At 36.5% G+C, this 19113-nt stretch carries 14 protein-coding genes; 4 read left to right on the forward strand and 10 right to left on the reverse strand.

Translation table 11 applies throughout. From position 1 onward, the window contains the following. Positions 1 to 115: 115 nt before the first annotated feature. From J2772_RS08150 to J2772_RS08165, 4 genes are all read right to left on the reverse strand, one after another. The gene (locus J2772_RS08150; RefSeq protein ID WP_209915503.1) at positions 116 to 2239 is read right to left on the reverse strand and encodes a cation:proton antiporter; all 2124 of its coding nucleotides are present in this window, start codon (positions 2237 to 2239) and stop codon (positions 116 to 118) included. 6 nt (positions 2240 to 2245) lie between these two features. Further along, positions 2246 to 2809: a hypothetical protein gene (locus J2772_RS08155; RefSeq protein ID WP_209915504.1), complete on the reverse strand. Its 564-nt coding sequence runs from the start codon at positions 2807 to 2809 to the stop codon at positions 2246 to 2248. Between the two features lie 128 nt (positions 2810 to 2937). Beyond that, positions 2938 to 3549, reverse strand: a complete 612-nt coding sequence (locus J2772_RS08160; protein ID WP_209915506.1) for a hypothetical protein — start codon at positions 3547 to 3549, stop codon at positions 2938 to 2940. A 36-nt stretch (positions 3550 to 3585) separates the two neighbouring features. Then, positions 3586 to 4491, reverse strand: a complete 906-nt coding sequence (locus tag J2772_RS08165; RefSeq protein WP_209915508.1) for a DMT family transporter — start codon at positions 4489 to 4491, stop codon at positions 3586 to 3588. Between the two features lie 249 nt (positions 4492 to 4740). On the opposite strand from J2772_RS08165, the gene purE reads away from it, so the two are divergent. Continuing rightward, a complete protein-coding gene (gene purE, locus J2772_RS08170; RefSeq protein WP_209915510.1) occupies positions 4741 to 5244 on the forward strand; it encodes a 5-(carboxyamino)imidazole ribonucleotide mutase in 504 nt (167 codons plus the stop codon). A gap of 116 nt (positions 5245 to 5360) precedes the next feature. Here purE and yiaA read toward each other — a convergent pair whose 3' ends face one another. The 3 genes from yiaA to ahcY form a co-directional block, all read right to left on the reverse strand. After that, a complete protein-coding gene (gene yiaA / locus J2772_RS08175; protein ID WP_209915512.1) occupies positions 5361 to 5753 on the reverse strand; it encodes an inner membrane protein YiaA in 393 nt (130 codons plus the stop codon). Between the two features lie 164 nt (positions 5754 to 5917). Further along, a complete protein-coding gene (locus J2772_RS08180; RefSeq protein ID WP_209915515.1) occupies positions 5918 to 6751 on the reverse strand; it encodes a hypothetical protein in 834 nt (277 codons plus the stop codon). A 99-nt stretch (positions 6752 to 6850) separates the two neighbouring features. Next, a complete protein-coding gene (gene ahcY / locus J2772_RS08185) occupies positions 6851 to 8164 on the reverse strand; it encodes an adenosylhomocysteinase (protein WP_209915517.1) in 1314 nt (437 codons plus the stop codon). A 166-nt stretch (positions 8165 to 8330) separates the two neighbouring features. Between ahcY and J2772_RS08190 the strand changes: the two genes are divergently transcribed. Both J2772_RS08190 and J2772_RS08195 read left to right on the forward strand, forming a co-directional pair. After that, the gene (locus J2772_RS08190) at positions 8331 to 8849 is read left to right on the forward strand and encodes a pyridoxamine 5'-phosphate oxidase family protein (RefSeq protein WP_209915519.1); all 519 of its coding nucleotides are present in this window, start codon (positions 8331 to 8333) and stop codon (positions 8847 to 8849) included. A 175-nt stretch (positions 8850 to 9024) separates the two neighbouring features. Then, positions 9025 to 9639 (forward strand): 4'-phosphopantetheinyl transferase family protein, encoded by a 615-nt coding sequence (locus J2772_RS08195; protein ID WP_209915521.1) that lies wholly within the window; start codon positions 9025 to 9027, stop codon positions 9637 to 9639. Here J2772_RS08195 and J2772_RS08200 read toward each other — a convergent pair. The 3 genes from J2772_RS08200 to porU form a co-directional block, all read right to left on the reverse strand. Further along, positions 9620 to 11890: an FUSC family membrane protein gene (locus J2772_RS08200; RefSeq protein WP_209915523.1), complete on the reverse strand. Its 2271-nt coding sequence runs from the start codon at positions 11888 to 11890 to the stop codon at positions 9620 to 9622. The two genes, J2772_RS08195 and J2772_RS08200, sit on opposite strands and share 20 nt — an antisense overlap. A gap of 256 nt (positions 11891 to 12146) precedes the next feature. Continuing rightward, positions 12147 to 13295 (reverse strand): type IX secretion system outer membrane channel protein PorV, encoded by a 1149-nt coding sequence (gene porV / locus J2772_RS08205; RefSeq protein WP_209915525.1) that lies wholly within the window; start codon positions 13293 to 13295, stop codon positions 12147 to 12149. Between the two features lie 59 nt (positions 13296 to 13354). Next, positions 13355 to 17251, reverse strand: a complete 3897-nt coding sequence (porU, locus tag J2772_RS08210) for a type IX secretion system sortase PorU (RefSeq protein ID WP_209915527.1) — start codon at positions 17249 to 17251, stop codon at positions 13355 to 13357. Between the two features lie 165 nt (positions 17252 to 17416). On the opposite strand from porU, the gene gldJ reads away from it, so the two are divergent. Then, complete coding sequence (gene gldJ / locus J2772_RS08215; protein WP_209915529.1) at positions 17417 to 19018, forward strand: gliding motility lipoprotein GldJ; 1602 nt, start codon at positions 17417 to 17419, stop codon at positions 19016 to 19018. Positions 19019 to 19113 lie beyond the last annotated feature (95 nt).

The raw sequence follows: 19113 nt of genomic DNA on the forward strand, positions 1-19113 counted from the left end.
CTACTTACATACGAGTAATTATTTCCCGGTCTTCTTAAGAAAAAAGATAAACGAAATAGTGGGTATTCATGATTTATCATACTTAATAACTTCCATCCTCCGGCTTCAGGCTTTCTTACTTAAATATTTTTTGAATCACATTTCCAATTTCCATAAAATCTCCGTGATTGCCTACAGAACGTATTTCCGGACTGTTTTTGTCATACTCGGAGAATGGGAAAATTAAGAGATAATTATTGTCATTCAGATATCTGTTCAATAGCTCAGGAATAAGTCTCATACGGGGAATATAGGACTGCATTCCGCGTTTTGCCATTAAAATAATCAGAGCTTCATCCTCTTTCAGTTGAGCGGCTGTTTTTTCACCGTCCTGCCATGTATTCATAATGATGAATTCTGCTTCTATATTCGCTTTTTTAATGATCTTCTGAAGAATATCAATGATGTTTTCAGGCGCATAAAAAGCTACGGTAGCTCCGGAATTTCTGGCAATATTCCAAACCCTTAAAAGTGCATGGAAGAATCCTGCTTCCTTATGAGCATTTTCAGGAATCATGACAGCATATTTCTTAATGGTAGAAAGCGGTTGGGCAGCATGATACACCAAGACGTTCACATCGTCATTCTGAAGGTAACCATTGTAAAGATTGTAGACAAAAGAGGGTGAAAAACCTTTTTCATCTTCTAAACCAATAATCAGATCTGTAATTTTCTGTTCCTTGATAACATTGTTGACTCCATTAATAACGTCATTGTCATACCTTTTAAGAGCCTGTAATTTGACATCGGCTGCTGCAGCCGTATCAGTTGCCTGATGAAGAAGTTTTTCAGCATTTTTTACAGACGATTCGTTTTTGTCTTCATTGATGACGTTTAAAGCAAATAAATCTTCCGTATTGGAATGTGCTTTAATCAGTATTCCCAGATTCACCATTCTCTCTACAGTTTCTTCGTGATTAATGGCCAATAGAATATTTTCCTCCTCATGGCTGGTTCCGGAAACCGTGTCTTCATTATCGCTTTCTGCAATTTTTTGGGCACTTGCCATGGAAATAAAGGATGAAATAGTACATGAAATGAGGATCAGTAAAATACTTCCGTTAAGAACGTGCTCGTTTAATAATCTTACAGGTTCTCCCGTTTCCGTTTCAGAAAGAATAATATTATAACCTACCATTACAGAGGCAAGGGTTGCCGCTGCAGAGGCAGAGCTCAATCCAAAGATTAGTTTTCCTTCTTCCTTGGTTAGTCTGAATGTCTTTTGAGTGGCTACTGCGGAAAGATATTTTCCACCAATGGATGCTACAAGCATAATTCCTGCTACTTCAAGCGTCTCCCAGCTTTTGAAAAATACTTTAAAGTCGATCAACATTCCTACACTGATCAGGAAGAAAGGAATAAAGATAGCGTTTCCTACAAATTCAACCCTGTTCATCAAGGAAGAAGTATGCGGAATTAGCCTGTTTAATGCCAATCCGGCAAAGAATGCCCCAATGATGGCTTCCACTCCGGCAAGTTCGGCAAGCATCGCTGCCAGATAGATCATTACCAATACAAAAATATATTGTGAGATCTTATCATCTACTCTTTTGAAAAACCAACGTCCTATGATGGGGAATACAATTAATACAATTAATGCAAAAACAATGAATGAAACAGATAATTTTATCCAGAATTCCGTTCCTACTTCTCCTTGAGACATTCCAACAATTACAGCAAGAACCAATAAAGCAAGAATATCTGTAATCATTGTTCCGCCAACGGTAATATTGACAGCTTTATTTTTGGCCATTCCCAGTTTGCTTACCAATGGATAGGCAATAAGAGTGTGGGACGAAAAAAGGCTTGCAAACAAGATGGAGGTAAGCATTGAGAAATGAAGGATGTAATATCCACCCAAATATCCCAATACAAAAGGAACAATAAAGGTGTAAAGTCCAAAGGTGAGACTTTTCCATTTGTTTTTCTTAAAATCACCCATGTCGATTTCCAGCCCTGCCAGAAACATGATGTAAAGAAGTCCGGTTGTTCCGGTTACGACAATGCTGCTGTCTCTTGATAATACATTAAATCCGTTAGGACCAATAATAGCTCCGGCGATGATAAGCCCCAGAAGGTGGGGAACTTTAATTTTATTTAATAATAATGGAGCCGCAAGGATGATGACCAGGACCAATAGGAATTTCAGTACTGGATCCTCTATAGGAAGGCTCAGATTGTGTATACTCAGTAAAATCATAGGTGTTTATTTGGTGGAACGTACTAATTCAACAGAGAACTTAGCGGTGCAGCCATCAGAAGTAATGGTTCTTGTTCCCTTGATTTTGTTGTCAGAAATATCGTTAAGCAGAACGCTCATTTCTACATTCTTTTTCGCTGTAGAATCTGTTTTGAAGGAAAGCCGAATCTCGTTATTCTCAAATTTACCGGAATACAGTCTTACCAGGTTGTTGTTATTGATGATTTTGGTGATAGGCTGGGTAGAATCATTGTCAAATTCCCAGAGATCTGTACGTTGATCTCCTATCGCATAATCGCTGCAATTGGATTCTGTACAGATTACTTTCCCGTTCCATGGGCCGGAGATTTCTGCTGGCCATGTGGCAATAACCACAGAATCTTTTTTAGCAAAAATACTGTCTCTCATTTTTAAAAGCGACTGGTATTCAGATTCTTTTTTAGCGAATGTTTTTTCTTTTTCTAATAATTGTTTTTCTCTGTCCGTAAGGTTCTTTTCCTTTTCCTTGTAGTCACAGCTTACCAGGATAAAAGAGGCCGCAAGAAGTACGAAAAATGTGTTTTTAAGCATGTTGTATAGGTTGAGTATACAATATAGGGAAAATGGAAGGAATATAAAAACTTCTCTTAAGGTTTAACTGTTTAAGATTGTTCTGAAACAAGTAGAAATTTTTTATTTTGAATAAGTTAAACAGTATATTAATCTTCAGGGAAGTGATAAACAGGTTTGTAGTATTTTCTGTTATCTTTCCATTTAATCTCTATATAATGATTACATCTATTTTCCAGATTTTTATGGGCATCAAAAAGAATGGCAGATCTCCCTTTATTAATTTCTTCCTGGATTACTTTAGAAGCAAATAGAATTCCGTCTATGGGTTGTCCGGCAAAATCTACAATAATATTTACATTTTTTGAAAGTACAGAATATAGACTTAATAGCTTTCTTGGATTGCCTGGAAGGGTATGAATTTTTGTCTTTTTGTTAATCCATTCATATTCATAAATCTTTTGAGAAAATGGACAATTCAGGTCAGCATTTTTCTTCAAATATTCACCAACTGTTATTGGCCACAATATACGTCTCCATTCAGGTTCCCATAAATAATCAACGAATGTGAAATCTTCATAAACACTTGTATCTCTGTGTTTAGCCTTCCCTGTAAAAATTGCTGTTAGATATTGTTCTGCGGAATGAGTGTCATTATTCCCTGTGTAAATACCAATTGTTTCACCTTTACGTAATGTGAAAGGCCCAATCGAAAATATGTCTGTCGATATTCCTTTGCATTCAATTAAAACGGGAGTCATTAATATTAAGAATTAAAAGGTTAAAAAATATTTTCTTTATACAACTTTCTGTCTCCTGAACATTTCCGGTTTATAATTAATGATGAACACACCACAAATAATTAATGCAGCTGCAAGAATAAATTTCATTGAAATCTGTTCGTCCATAATGAGCCAGCCCAGAAATATGGCAATAATGGTATTGATATAAGCCAATATGGAGACCTGCACCGGAGAAATTTTGGTTAAAGCATAATGAAATGCAAAAAAAGCAGCTACAGAACCGAAAACAGACAGATATAACATGGCAGAAATACTTTTAAAAGTCCAGTTTTCGAAGTTATAATTCCCTGAAAATAAGAAGGCAAGGATAATCTGAACGATTCCTGCAAACAGGAACTGGTAAAATAAATTTAGAGTGATATTTCCGCTTTGAATATTCAGTTTCTTGGTGAAGATGGTTCCTGAAGCCCATCCTGTAATAGCACAGAACATAAAGATCATTCCCATTCTGTAATCCGGATTGGCAAGATCCTGCAGACCATCCCAAAAAATAAACAAAATTCCACTGAAGCAAAGCAATACGCCGAGAAAGGCTCGGACGCTAAACTTCTGTAAACCTACAGCCAAACTCCCCAAAAAAACAAGAATAGGTGAGCAGGCACTAATGAGCGATGCCAAACTGCTTGATACGGTTTCTTCAGCAACAGTTGTCATACCGTTAGCGATAACCAGCATCAGGGTGGCAAAAACAATCTGATATCCCAGACTTTTCCAGCCAATCCATTTAAATTCCTTTCTTGAAAGAAGGATAATGAGCATAATGATGGCTGCCAGAAACTGACGGATTCCTGCTACAAACCATGCAGGAATAGTTTCCACAGCCACACGGATGGCTAAAAATGTAGTTCCCCATACAAAAGCAACCGTGAGAACAGCGAAAATAAGTTTATAATCTTTCAAAGTAAATGGAGTGTAACAAGCAAATGTAGCTGTTTTTTGATGACTGGAATGGGTACAGTTGAGGTGATTTTCTGTGACACAGATGAGGAGGGAAGCTGGAGGCTGGAAGAGGGGAAGTAGGGTAGCCTTTATACAGATTGCAGTATGAAATGGATAGGTATTATTTTGTGTGGAAATAAACTTCCAGCTTCCTAACTTCCAGCTTTAAATTTTAATTTTTTATCTTTGAACATCTAATAAAAATTGAAGATGGTAGGTATTATTATGGGCAGTCAGAGTGATCTGCCGATCATGGAACAGGCTGCAAATTTCCTGAAAAGTCTGGATATTCCTTATGAATTGACTGTTGTTTCAGCTCACAGAACACCGGAAAGGATGTTCGATTATGCCAAGACCGCTCAGGAGAGAGGTCTTAAAGTGATTGTTGCCGGAGCAGGAGGGGCAGCTCATCTTCCGGGAATGGTGGCAAGTTGTACAACTCTTCCTGTAATCGGAGTTCCGATTTTGTCCAGTAATTCTATTGATGGGTGGGATTCTGTACTTTCAATCCTTCAGATGCCGGGTGGAATTCCGGTAGCAACCGTAGCATTAAACGGTGCATTGAATGCAGGGATTTTAGCAGCTAAAATCATTGGAAGCGGTAATGAGGAAGTAGCTGCGAAACTTCAAAAATATCAGGATTCTTTGAAAGATAAAGTATTGGGAACTGTGGAAGATATCAAAGCACAGCATCCTAATCATTTTGATAAATAGTTTTAAAAGATTGAGTCGTTCTAAGATAGGTTGATAACCAATCGATTTATCTACGGAAAATCAAGGATTAAAAATATATAATAAAAAACTCTCCCGATATTGGGAGAGTTTTTGTATTATTCCTGAAGCATATTGTCTCTGGTATTCTTCTGAACGGCAATAGCGCCAAAAAGTGCCAGAAGAAAGGCGAAAGCATAAAATCCTTTTTCACTTGGAAGTATGGTGGCGTTCCAGAGTCCGACGGCCAGCAATACGATGGAGGACAAGGTAGCAAACCAACAAATTCCATAGTAAATGTCAGTTACCTGGATATTTTCCAATTTATCACGAACCGCTTTCTGTAAGGAAACAACAGCAAATAAACCATATAATAAGATCGTAAAATAGTAACCTTTCTCATTCAGCTGCATTTCAGCCCTTACAAGTCCTACGATATACCCAATCATTCCTGCTCCCAATGCGACCCATGATGCTGCAATAAATGCATTTGATACTCTTTGTTTTTTCATGAATTTAATGTTTTGTTTAAGGGCTAAATATATTCATTTTTTGTTAATATTATCACCATCATGAGAAAATATGGGTAAAATACGGAGAGATGAAACTACGATCTTCATCTTCCGCCTTATTATATGTAAGTTGGAAATCTGCTTTTAAAAAAAACAAAACTTTCCTAACCTGGAAAGCTTGTATACTGTTTTTGTAAGGTAATATATTCGTAATTGTACTCTATAAAAGTATTGCCATTAGCGTCTTTTCCTATGACCTTAGATGGTAATTGAGCATTATTGTATTGAATTTCGTAGGTTATATTTTGAATCTGAACCCAATTTCCTGCACTATCCTTACTGCTTATTTTTTCTGACGTATAATTATTTTGACTTAAAAATTGTGTGCCAGCTAAATAAGTTCTAAAGTATGTATTGGTCAGAGAATAAGGATTTACCTTGTTATCGTAGGAAAATTCTCTTTTAATAGTAGATGAGCCACCTATATTATCACTGAATATGATTTCTGTTGAAACATTATCACCGATGTAAGTATATGATGACGTAGATGGAGTGGTACAATTTAATGAAAAACAAAGGGAAGTGGAAGTGACTTTACCGTTGTTATAGGTGTAAGCCTTTGTTGTGTTATTATTAGAATCGGGATAGATTGATTTAATTGTAGTTAGCTGATTTTCATTATAAGACCAGGTTGTATAATAAGCAATTGTTCCATCCGTATTATAGTAATTTGTTTTTGAAAGTTTTCCGTTAATATCATATTCAAAACTTGTTGCTCTGCCTTGTGATAAAACTTTTATTAATTGTTTTTGGCTGTTATAATCAAATGTTACTACACTTGTATTAGGGTTAGAAGGATTAGTGTAATTAACAGTTGTGACTTTACTTAAGAATATTTGAGATTCAGGATTATTGGGTGTATCATCTTCATCATTACCACTGCAGCTGTTAAAGAATAAGACTGAACTTAAGGCCCCCAGAAATAAGTAAATTTTCATAGTATATTTTTTGCACTCAAAAATAGAAAATGTTTGATAATCCACATGAAAAAATCCCACTATTTCAAAATAGTGGGATAATATCATATTTTATGAATCTTAGTATCTGTAGTATTCAGGCTTGAATGGCCCTTTTACATCTACTCCGATATACTCAGCCTGTTCAGTAGAAAGAGTTTCAAGTTCTACGCTTAATTTCTTAAGGTGTAAAGCCGCTACTTTTTCATCTAAGTGCTTAGGAAGCATATATACTTCGTTTCCATACGCTGCAGAGTTGTTCCATAGTTCGATCTGAGCCAAAGTCTGGTTAGAGAAAGAGTTAGACATTACAAAACTTGGGTGACCTGTTGCACATCCAAGGTTTACTAATCTTCCTTCTGCAAGGATGATAATCTCTTTTCCTTCTACAGTATAAATATCTACCTGAGGCTTCACTTCAGATTTAGTAGAACCATAGTTTTCGTTTAACCAGGCCATATCGATTTCATTATCGAAGTGCCCGATGTTACAAACGATAGCTTTATCTTTCATCTTAAGGAAGTGCTCTCCTCTTACGATATTGAAGTTACCTGTTGTAGTGATGATGATATCTGCGTTATCTACTACAGTATCTAATCTTTTCACTTCATAACCGTCCATTGCAGCCTGAAGCGCACAAATTGGGTCAATTTCAGTAACGGTAACAATAGAACCAGCTCCTCTGAAAGAAGCAGCAGTACCTTTACCTACGTCTCCGTATCCGCAAACTACCACTCTTTTTCCAGCCAACATTACGTCTGTAGCTCTTCTTACAGCATCTACTGCAGATTCCTTACATCCGTATTTGTTGTCGAATTTAGATTTAGTTACAGAGTCGTTTACGTTGATAGCTGGCATTACCAAAGTTCCGTTCTTCATTCTTTCATACAATCTGTGTACTCCGGTAGTTGTTTCTTCAGAAAGTCCTTTGATATCTTTTGTGAATTCAGGGTATTTATCAAAAACCATGTTTGTTAAATCTCCACCATCATCAAGGATCATGTTCAATGGTTTTCTATCTTCACCAAAGAATAAAGTCTGCTCAATACACCAGTCAAATTCTTCAGCATTTAAACCTTTCCAGGCATAAACCGGAATTCCCGCAGCAGCAATTGCAGCAGCAGCGTGGTCCTGTGTAGAGAAAATATTACAAGATGACCAGGTTACTTCAGCTCCTAAAGCTACCAAAGTCTCGATAAGCACAGCCGTTTGGATCGTCATGTGAAGACATCCAGCGATTCTTGCTCCTTTAAGCGGTTGAGATGGCCCGTACTCTTCACGGATAGCCATCAAACCTGGCATTTCTGCTTCTGCAAGGGTAATTTCTTTTCTTCCCCATTCTGCAAGGGAGATATCCTTAACTTTATAAGGAACGTATTGTGTTGTTGTACTCATATGTAATGAATAAATTTAAATTCAGTTGATAACGAAAGGCAAAATTACAATTTATAATTAAGATAAAAAAACGGCAGATCAATTTCAGTTTTATGAGATTAAACATAACTTAAAATTATTTAGTCTTAATATAAATAATTACTTTTATCTGACAAATACTATAATTATGAATACTATTCATACAGAGAAAAAGGCAAAACCTGTTGCTCCCAAAGTAAAAGAATTGATTGAAAGGTCAAAAAGTGTAATTCTTGCTACCGTAGATGAAGGAGGAAATCCTAATTCCAGTTACGCACCATTTGTACAGGTTGATAACACCTTTTATATTCTGGTTTCCTTTATGGCAAGGCATACCAAAAATCTTTCGGAAGGAAGAAAGACATCAATCATGTTTATTGAAGATGAATCCGCAACCAAACAGATTTACGCAAGAGAACGTCTAACCATTGAAGCTGCAACATCACAAATTGAAAGAGATTCCGAAACATGGAATGATGTAGTGACAAAGCTGAAAGAAGCTCACGGAAAAGTAGTGGGCGTCATTTCTGAAATGGGTGATTTTATTTTAATTGCTTTACAACCCACAAAAGGTTCTTTTGTGAACGGATTCGGAAGTGCTTATTTTGTGGATGCCAATTTGGAAATTATTGAGCATAGAAATGATGTGAACCATCAGTCTAAATAAGAAAGGAAGTTGGAAGAGGGAAGCTGGAGGTTATAGTTGATAAGCTAAGTAGGGAATCCAATTTTGAATAGATTTTCTGAATAAGTTTCTATTTGTTTTTATTGACAAATAGAAACTTCCTTCTTCCAGCTCCCATCTTCCAACTTTTTCCTTATTTTTACCCAATAAAAAAAGAATGCCCCTTTACAGAGATTTTTCAGATGATAATGCCACTATTCTGGTTTGGAAATATGATGAAAGTGAAACACTTGATATCAACGAACTGCTGGAACCGGAAAATGCTGAAAAAGTAAAGGATTATCATCCTAAAAAACTATTGGAGGTACTGATGGTTCGTAAGCTGCTGAAAGGTTTGAAACCAGACTCCAAGATTCTGTACAAGGAAAGAGAGCCTTTTCTTTCTCCTCAGGATGCGGAAATTTCAATCACCCATTCTTATCCTTTTGCAGCCATTGCTATTTCTAAAAATAAAATAGGAATAGATATTGAAAAATTCAATCCTAAGATTTTAAGAGTGATTGATAAATTCACCTATGAAAATGAAAGAGGGTTTATTCCTGAAGATAAAGCTGATACTTTTTACACCATTATCTGGAGTGTAAAGGAAAGTATGTATAAGATTCACCATTCCAAATATTGGTCCTTAAAGAAAAATTATGAAGTAAAGCCGTTTGAGCTGAAGCATCTTCATAAGATTAGCTGTCGTGTGTATGATGAGCAGTTTTCAGATGAATTTAAGGCAAGAGTGGAGTTTTTTGATGACTATTGCTTTACGATTGTGGAGGAGTAGGAGTAACGTGTTTCTCACTTCTGTATTTTTCGATCACCTTTCTTTGTTCTTTAGCAACATCATAGATCAGCTCCAAAATATCATGGATATTTTTAAGTTCCGTTAAATGGGAGATTTTATCAGGATCTCTTCGGTCAACAATTTCATTTTCCTCTATCTCGGTTTTTCTCTTCAGAAGCATATCTTCAATAGAAGAGTCTTCCGGCTCCAGGCGGCTTTCCATTCTAAGTGCTTCAGTGATATCATCTCCATTTAATAAAGTTGAAGTTTGCTGCATTTCTGCTTCAATTTTCCTGCTCCAGCTTTCAGCATCTATTTCGGGATATTGCTCATTGCTTTTAGAGTATTGAGAAAGTGATGCAGTATAGGCTGTGATCAGATGTGATGTTGCCACGAATTGATGAACTACTTCCAGTTTTTTCTGTTGATTTTTAGGATCTGAAATCATTCTCTGGAAATTATCGGAGAGATTGGCCAATGAAATGATAGCATTTTTTCGCTTTACTTTATAATCTTCAAGATCGAAATTTCCCTGCAGGAATTTAGACATCACACTCTGGAAATAGATGAGGTTGTCTGCTGCAGATTTTTTCATCAGGTCCAGGTTTTGGGTATGTTCCCAAACCGGCAATACAATATAAGATACGGCAAATGCTATAATTCCGGCAATGGCTGTATCGAATACCCTGTCTTTGAAAATGATATCGACTTTTCCGGGATTTAAAAAATTAAAACTCAGGAAAATATAGATTGTCATGAAAAGTACGGCCCAAAAATACCGTCCCTTCAAAAAGCTGAAACACATAATCATGCTGATGAGCAGAATCGCAAACAAAATACCATTGATATGGATGAAATGCAGGATGATATAAGCAATTGTGGCTCCGGTAACTGTTCCGTACAGACGCAGCAGGTTCCGTTGCTTGGTGATGGAGTAGGCAGGTTTTAGAATCGCTATAATGGTAATTAATATCCAATATGTATGTCCCAACCCAAGAAAATCAAACATGGAAAAAATATATCCAAGTAATAATGCTGTTGTAATTCTTATGGCATGGCGGAAATGAGAAGAGGATAGTGAGATATTATTCCTTAAAACCTTTGAGTTCAGCTTGGGCTCATTAGGCATGAATTTTTTTAAGTCAAGCCCGGTGGATAAACTTTTTGCCAGTTTTACATCTTGTGAAAATACTTTGTAAATTTCATTAATCTCCTTGGTAATTTCGTTGATACGCATCAGGATCTGACGAAGAACCATGAAGTTTTCTAAACTATCAGGAGACAGCTGTTTATTTCTAAGTTCGAAATAATTATAGTTAAGGTTTTTTAATTCCAGTTCAAGGTTAAACATTGGCTTTGCCCTTGTTCCGCTTTGGAGAGCAATTCCGATATTGGTGATCTCTTCAGCCAGCAGATTAAGATAATCATGAATGTTGACAAGAATCATACTGTCTTCAAAGCTTTGCTGCAGTTTCTGATAATCACTTTCAGAAGTCATCAGCTTTTCATGAAGGTCCATAGAGTTCAGAAACATCAGCATTAACAGACGGCTGGTTGTTGTAGATTCGTTAACGATGGTTCTGGTTTTGAAAACTGTTTCTCTGGTGTCTTCCTGAAGGTTTTTTATTTCAATCTGTTTGGCAATAACCTGAGTGGTAAGTTTATCAAAATCAGGATTCTTTTGATAATAATTAGCTTTGATTTTTAAAAACTCAGCCAATTGAAGATAGTTTTCACCAATCATTTGACCCGCTAATTTATAAGGACGGATGGTGGTAACTACAAGGAATATCAATAAAAACCAGATACAGCCACAGGTGAATATCAGCAAGCTTTTAAAAATATTAGCTCCTGTAAGATGGCCGTCAATAAATATGGCGAGCACCACCAGAGATAATGAGCCTACTGCAGCCAATCGCTGGCCATACACACCAATTAACGAGAAGAACATTCCGAAGACAATAATCTCAAAGAGTACCAGTATTTTAAAATTCATCACCAGGCTTGCAATCAATGCCACAAACACAAAACAGCAAATGGCAAATGTCAGTGCGTTTCTTCTTCTGATAAAAGGTCCGGGCTGATCGGTAAGGGCTACAAAGCTGGTTCCAAGAGGGAAGAGGAAGTATTCTTTTAAAATTCCAAAGTGGGCAAGAACTAAACAAGGGAGAACAGTAGCTAATGTAATTCTGATTGCAGAATACAGATACTGACTGGTCACAAATTTTTTTAGCTCCGCCGAATAGTTCATACTACAAAAATAGCTATTGAATTTAACAAAATCGCCATAAAGGATAGACTTTTGTAAACTTAAATGTTATATTTTTTTAATAGTGGTAACAAGCTGTATTATCAAAGATAAATTTTTATTTAGCAAAGTGAAAGATGAATTTTCGGATAATAAAAATTGACAAACGTAGTAACGAATTGATAACTGAAATAATGGTATTGAACAAAAAAAGCCTCATTCAAAATAGATGAGACTTTTTGTATAATTGTTGAATGTATTAACGGTCGTTGTTAGATGTTTCTTCACCAATGTTCCAGGTAAGACCGAAACGAAGAGTATTATCCAATGCCGTATTCACTTTAGACATATTGATTAGATAAGAAAGATCAAGTCCGAAAGAACGGTATTTTAACCCGATACCGGCAGTAGCGAATTGTCTTGCTCCCTGTTCTTCACTTTCGTGGAAGTAACCTCCTCTTACTGAGAAAGCATTGTCATATGAATATTCCAAAGCACCACTATACATGATACTGTTTGGGTTTTTGAATGATTTTCCGATACCTGCTATTGGGCCTACATTTGGAATTTCATATTTAGGCCTTCTGTACGCGTCTACTCCTGCATATTCAGATCCCGGAACCAAAAGCTTTGACCCTTCTACAGAAAGCCCGATTCTGTTCAGGTCATCCAGATACATATCATATCCAATCCCTAGTCTTGCCATAGTAGGAAGATAAGATCTTGATTCTTCATTTCCGGTATAATCCAGTTTTGGACCCAGGTTTTGTATAGCCAAACCTGCATTTAATTTACCGTCATATCCTCCGAAACTTGAAAATCTTTCAGAAGTATAGTATGCTGAAATATCTACAGCAAAAGAGTTTGCTGCTTTAAGTGTATTATCTGTGTTGAACCCTCCGGCTAAGTCTGAACGGATAAATCTACCAGTTACAGCCATGGAGTAAGAGTCAGAAAGTTTCAGACCATAAGCTACGTCAATGGAAAATTCATTAGGTTTTGATACCCCGTTTGAAGTAACATCATTACCTACTAATTGAGTAAGGTCTACTTCACCCATGTTGAAGTAGTAGATACTGGCAGAAATAGTGGACCTTTCATCCTGTCCAAGGAATTTATGAAATGCTCCGTATAATAAGAATACATCATTGGTAAGTTTTCCCATATAGGGTGTATAGGTAAGACCTATAGAAGAACTTGTCCTGCTGAAAGGATATTTAGCTGCATTCCAGAATTGTGAAAATGCATCAGGAGAGGTTACCACCCCTTGATCTCCCATACCTCCCGCTCTTGCGTCTGGCGCAATTCTTAGGAAGGGAGCTCCGGTAAGTACAGGGTTTATTTGTGAATAGCCTAGAAAACCAGCACTTAACCCAAGTCCTAAAAGCAGTTTAGTAGTTAAATTCATATGTTGTCTTTTATATATTATCAGTTTTTTATAAATTTTATTGTGTATGTGTTATTCAATTATTTCAAAAGTACCATTTTTTCTACAGCTGTGGCACTTCCTTTGCATTTTTCTTGGTTTTGGCTTTTTGCAAATATCTTAAAAATATATGTACCTTTTGCAACAGTAGCCCCAAAATCATCTCTTCCGTCCCATTCTATAGCCTGGCGAGGGGTTCTAAAGCCCTGAAGGAACGGTTCTGCAACTACCGGCTGAGATAAAGTTTTTACCAATCTTCCGGTTATAGTATAAATCTGTACATTCACATCCAGAATATCATCACAATTGTGTTCAAACTGAATATATGTTTTATTGGTGAATGGATTTGGCCAGTTCAACGGACGGTTGATCGTCAGATGTTGGTCAGCTTCATCTTTAACCTCAAAATTTAACGTTGTAGTTGTCGAATTATTGTTTATATCCCAAACTTTAAATGTTAATTGGTGTTGCCCAACTGGCAGATTTCTGAAAGGATAGCTTACATTTCCTTTTTGATACTCAGCAAGACTTGGATTTAAGCATCCGTTTCCTTCTCCCGGAGAGTAGAAATCATTTAGGATAACGGTATTGATAACCTGGCCGTCTAAATATACAGTAATATCATGGCCTATACCTGATCCGGTAGAGTTAATTCCTGTGTCATCAGTAAGACAAGCCAGAAGCATTGGGTTCTGATTGGTAATTCCGCCATCAGCAAAGTTGGTGTTGTTCATATACAGTTTTACTTTTGGTGGCTGGTTATCATTAATTCCGTTAGGATTGATGTCTCCTACCTGAACAGGCTGATTATTGAATACATCGGTTACCTTATTATCAGCATATCCTAATATTCTTCCTTCGCCCACAGCATAATTAATGTCTTTTGGTACATAGAACTCTGCGGTAAATACACCATTTACAGCCAATCCAGAAGCTTTTACAATGGCGCTTCCTTCCTCAGTATAATTTAATATAGCGTGTGCCCAGTTATTGTTGTTCAGTGTTTTTTTATTCAGTCTTTTATCAAAAATATTAATGGCAACTCTTCCGTTGAAGGTGGTATTTAAAGTTCCGTTAGGGTTATTGATATGACCTTTTACTTTAACAAAGTCAAGTCCTCTTATTAATCCTGGAACAGGTGTTTCAATATCATCAATAGTCAATAACCTTTGAGGTCGGCTCAGTTTCATAGCAGGATCACCCAATAGATTTACTCTAAGGTGATTAGTATTAACTCCTGTTTCCTTTTTTGCATTTAAGTGAGCGTAACCTAAAGTATTAAAGTCATCATTTGTTAATTTGAAAATATGCTTGGTGAAAGTATCTGTAAAGCTTCGTCCATAATCAATGGCTATGGCACGGCTTGAGGTAATCATTGTAGCGGGTCCTCCTTGCTTTAATTTCATAAACTGCTCACCGGCAGAATTGGTAGAGGGTTCATCCCATAATGTAAATTCACAGGTTATAGTAGATACTAGCGGAAACCTGCTATATACATTGGAGAAGTTATTAGAATTCTGTATCTCGGTACTGGTTAATACTCTTTCCTGAGCCCAGCCGTTGATTCCTCCGTGGCCAAAGTAGAACAAATACAAACTGTTTCCTATACTGTTAGAGATAGCCTGGTTTACCTGTGGATATCTTGGCCCTCCCGCAGTACTTTGCATTGTAAAGGCATCCTGATACAGTTTTTTTACATTGTATTCTTTTAGTGTCTGTACTCCTGGTTGTTCAAATATATTTACCAGTGCATTGTTCATCACATTATGGAAAGGACTTCCGCCTTCTTCATTATCATCCACAACAAAATCAAGTTTCATTCTCCAATCTCCAAAAGGGTTGGATTGCCCTGGAAGTGCATTGTAATAAGCCAGGGTCTTATCAATCATATTAGCTGCCTCTGTATTATTGGCAGCAGGAATTCTTCCTACAGGAAGGTTGGGAAGATTGTATAGTATGCTAGATCCAGTCTGAGGCTGAGTCATTACAATATAATCGTCTGTAACAAAAGACTGTACATAATCTGAAGAATGTTCACTTTGATAAGCGGAAACAATATTGTTATTATTGGAAATTCTGTTCTTATAATCATAAGAAGCATCCCCAAGAATAAATACGTATTTAAGTCTTCCTTCCGGTGTATTTAATTTTGTAACAAAATCCCTTACTGCTGTAAGATCTTTACTTCCGTTTCCAAATTCTTCATAGACCTTATTAACATCTACAATTTCTACCTTATAATTATTCTTTGTCTGATGATAATTGGCCAGCCTTTGTGCCTGCCCCATCAGTTCAGGTACAGTAAGAATTAAATAATCTATATTGCTGATTGCTGAAAGATTCTGATTGGCAATTCTTCCTACAAACTGTGGCGTGAAAGCGGCATCAGCACGGAAAGCCACAAATTCATTGTTGAAATTCTGATCAGAAGCTGTGTAAGCAAAATTGAAAGAGCCGGCTCCTGCCTTATTCACTCTTCTGTTCGCATTCGTAATATCGGTAACGTCCCATACCTGTTCCACACCGGCTGCATTGGATATACTGAATCCATAATTGGTATTACTTCCACTTACAATAGAATAGTCTCTGAAATTCATCTGCGAACCATTAAATGCCAGATTTTCCTTATACTGTACTTCAAGATAGTCAAAGTAAAAAGTTCCGTTAGGGTTGGTAGAAATATCCGGGTTGTATTTCAGGGTGATCTGATTTCCTGTCTGGTTGGTAATACTTCCATTGTACCTCATAGGATAGAACATATACGAATAAGTAGGATCATCAATAGGAACCTTATCGTGAAACGGATTAAGATCATTGATTTTAATATCAATAAAATTCTGTTGTGATCTGTATCCTACCACCTGTGATCTGTACTTTATAATATCCGTAGGCTGTATAGGTGAGTTTGTGGTAAGGGTGATAACCTTTTCAGTGCTGAAAGGAGTATCTTCTAGCCATATTCTTCCTACTTTCAATAAATTGGTCTGGTCATTATTGATGACCTGGTAACTATCATACCGGGTTATCATTTGAGCGGGAAGGTTCCCGTCTATAGTAGTGACTCTTTTTCCTGTACCTTTATCAAAATTGATATAATAATAGGAAAAGTCATCATATATATTTTTTACGTTATTACTGGCATCTGATCTTGTCTCTTTTCTTTTAAACCCTTGTCCGTTACTGGTGTCATAAAGGTTGTATCCATTGGGACCCTGTGCATAGAATAAGGCATAATCATTATCATTCCAAACTCCGTCATCTTCACCCACTACCTGAATAGCGTTTTCCTGTAAAGAATTATATCGGGGATCCTGATTAAATTCAGGGAGCATAATTCCTCCATTTCCATAAATTCTCAGATTCTTTGGATTTACAGAAGAAGGATTAATTCCATTATCTCTTAAAAATTGGGATGTTATTTTAAATATTCCGGACTTGTCAACCTTTATTTTGTAAAAGTTTCCACTGGCAAGAGGGTTGTCGTTAGTTCCTATTTTATTAACGCCTCCAAAAGTATTAATTGGAGTAGAAGCTTCAGAAACATTAAAAGAGGATAATCTCAGAACGCCTCCTTTTGTTTTTTTGAATAAACCTACACTAATGCTGGCATATCTTTCTCCATCTAATGTATAATAGGTAACTTCTGCAATATCACGATCAGGCAGTCCGCCTTTGTCTAATTCAAATAAATCCTGGTTAGAAATTCCATCCCAGGCAAGGTCAGAAATTTTTAGCTCCTTTTCTCCGATTTTTTGCTTTGTTACTATAAAAACGTTATTTTGGCTAAAAGAAAAACCTTCATTTTTAAAATTTGGAAGATTTAATTTTGAGTCACCAAAGTTCTGAATTTTAGAACCATCCCATTCTATGGTGTTTCTTTGAGCGTAAAGTGTTGATGCAAAAGCGATTAAAGATAAAAGCGTGATTTTTCGTCTCATGTTTATTATTGAAATTGCTAAATTACAAAATAAATGAAAATTTTAGAATTAAATTGTAATACAATAAAATTAATTTGTTATCGTTGTTCAAAAAAATCAAATCTTTATTTGATTTATTGAATAATTTATTTTTTCTTTGTACTCTTGAAAATATTTATATCGACTATGAAAAAACTAAAGTTGTTTTCATTAATAGCATTAAGTTCTACACTTGCATTAACCAGCTGTGGCGGATCAGGAACCAGCAAAGGTGGCGGTACCAAAAAATTTGTCAGTAAAACGGGTTGGAAACCAAACGAAAAACAGGGTTGGTTTTTTGCAGGAAAGCAACAGAAGCAGAAGGGTTGGCCGGGAATGGTATATGTAGAAGGTGGAACTTTTACAATGGGATTAGTGAAAGATGATGTTATGCACGATTGGAATAACACACCGCGCAGGATGCAGGTGAGTTCATTCTTCATCGGAGAAACAGAAATTACTAACTATGAATACCGCGAATACCTTACATGGTTGAAGTATGTATTCCCACCAAGTGATCCTAGCTTTAAGGAAATCTATAACGGTGCTTTACCGGATACCTTATTATGGGACAACAAATTATCTAGAAACGATTATAATGAAACCTATCTGCGTTCTCCGGAATTCGATTACTATCCGGTAGTAGGTGTTTCCTGGACACAAGCAAACAGATACTGTGAATGGTTGACAGACAGAGCAAACGAAAAAGCTTTGATGCAGGCAGGAGTTATTGCTAAGGATATGTATATCAACGAGTCTAATAACCAGGGAGGTACAGCATTTAACATGGATAAATTCAAAGCGAATGATCCTGAAATGCAAGGATATATCAACGAAAAAAGAATGCAGCAGAAATCTGGTATGAAAACTACTAACCAGAGATTATTGTCTGCAAATAGAGCTCCTAATGGTGCAATGGTTCAGAAATTCAGACTTCCTACTGAAGTTGAATGGGAATATGCAGCTCTAGGAATGGCAAAAAACAGAGAATACAACCAATACCTTGGTAAGAAACCTGAAATCGAAAGATTAAGAGGTACCAAAGGAAAAGAAAGAGGAATGTTCCTTGAAAACTTTAAAATGGGTAAAGGAGATTACTCTGGTATTGCTGGATGGAAAAACGATGGATCTGCACAAACTTCAGATGTAAGACAATATCCGTCTAACGATCTTGGAATCTATGGTATGTATGGTAACGTTTCAGAATGGACTGCTGATGTTTACAGACCTATCATTGATGAAGATTATAATGACTTCAACTACTACAGAGGAAATATGCCTCAGGCTATCGTAAGAAACGGTGACGGAACTTACAAAATGATAGACGAAGGTACCATTAAGTATGATACCTTAGCGGATGGTAGATTAGTATACAAAGGTTTGCCTGGACAATTCGAAAGACAAACGATTGCTGATTACAGAAACTACAGAGATGGTGACAGACAATCTTCTTTAGAATACAGAAGAGAATCAGACTCAGCTGCAGGATTCGATATGTACAATGCGCCTAGAAAGAGTTTTGTTGTAGACGCAAGCGGCAGAGTTAAAATGCTGAAAGATACCAAAGACAGAACATCTGGAATTTCTAACGATGTTAGAGTGGTAAAAGGAGGTTCTTGGCAAGATACAGCATACTGGCTTGATCCGGGACAAAGAAGATATAAAAATCAAGGTAGAGCTTATGGTTGGATTGGTTTCCGTGTTGCACAGGATGCCAGAACTAATGATAAGAACAGAACTAGAAGATAATATTTATCAAAAATACTTTTAAAAAACCTTCCGGATTTTCGGAAGGTTTTTTATTTTTGAACAGTGAAACCGCTTCGCTGAATAACTCAAAAATA

Origin of the sequence: Chryseobacterium jejuense, from assembly GCF_017877355.1 — a bacterium.
Lineage (GTDB): Bacteria > Bacteroidota > Bacteroidia > Flavobacteriales > Weeksellaceae > Chryseobacterium > Chryseobacterium jejuense_A.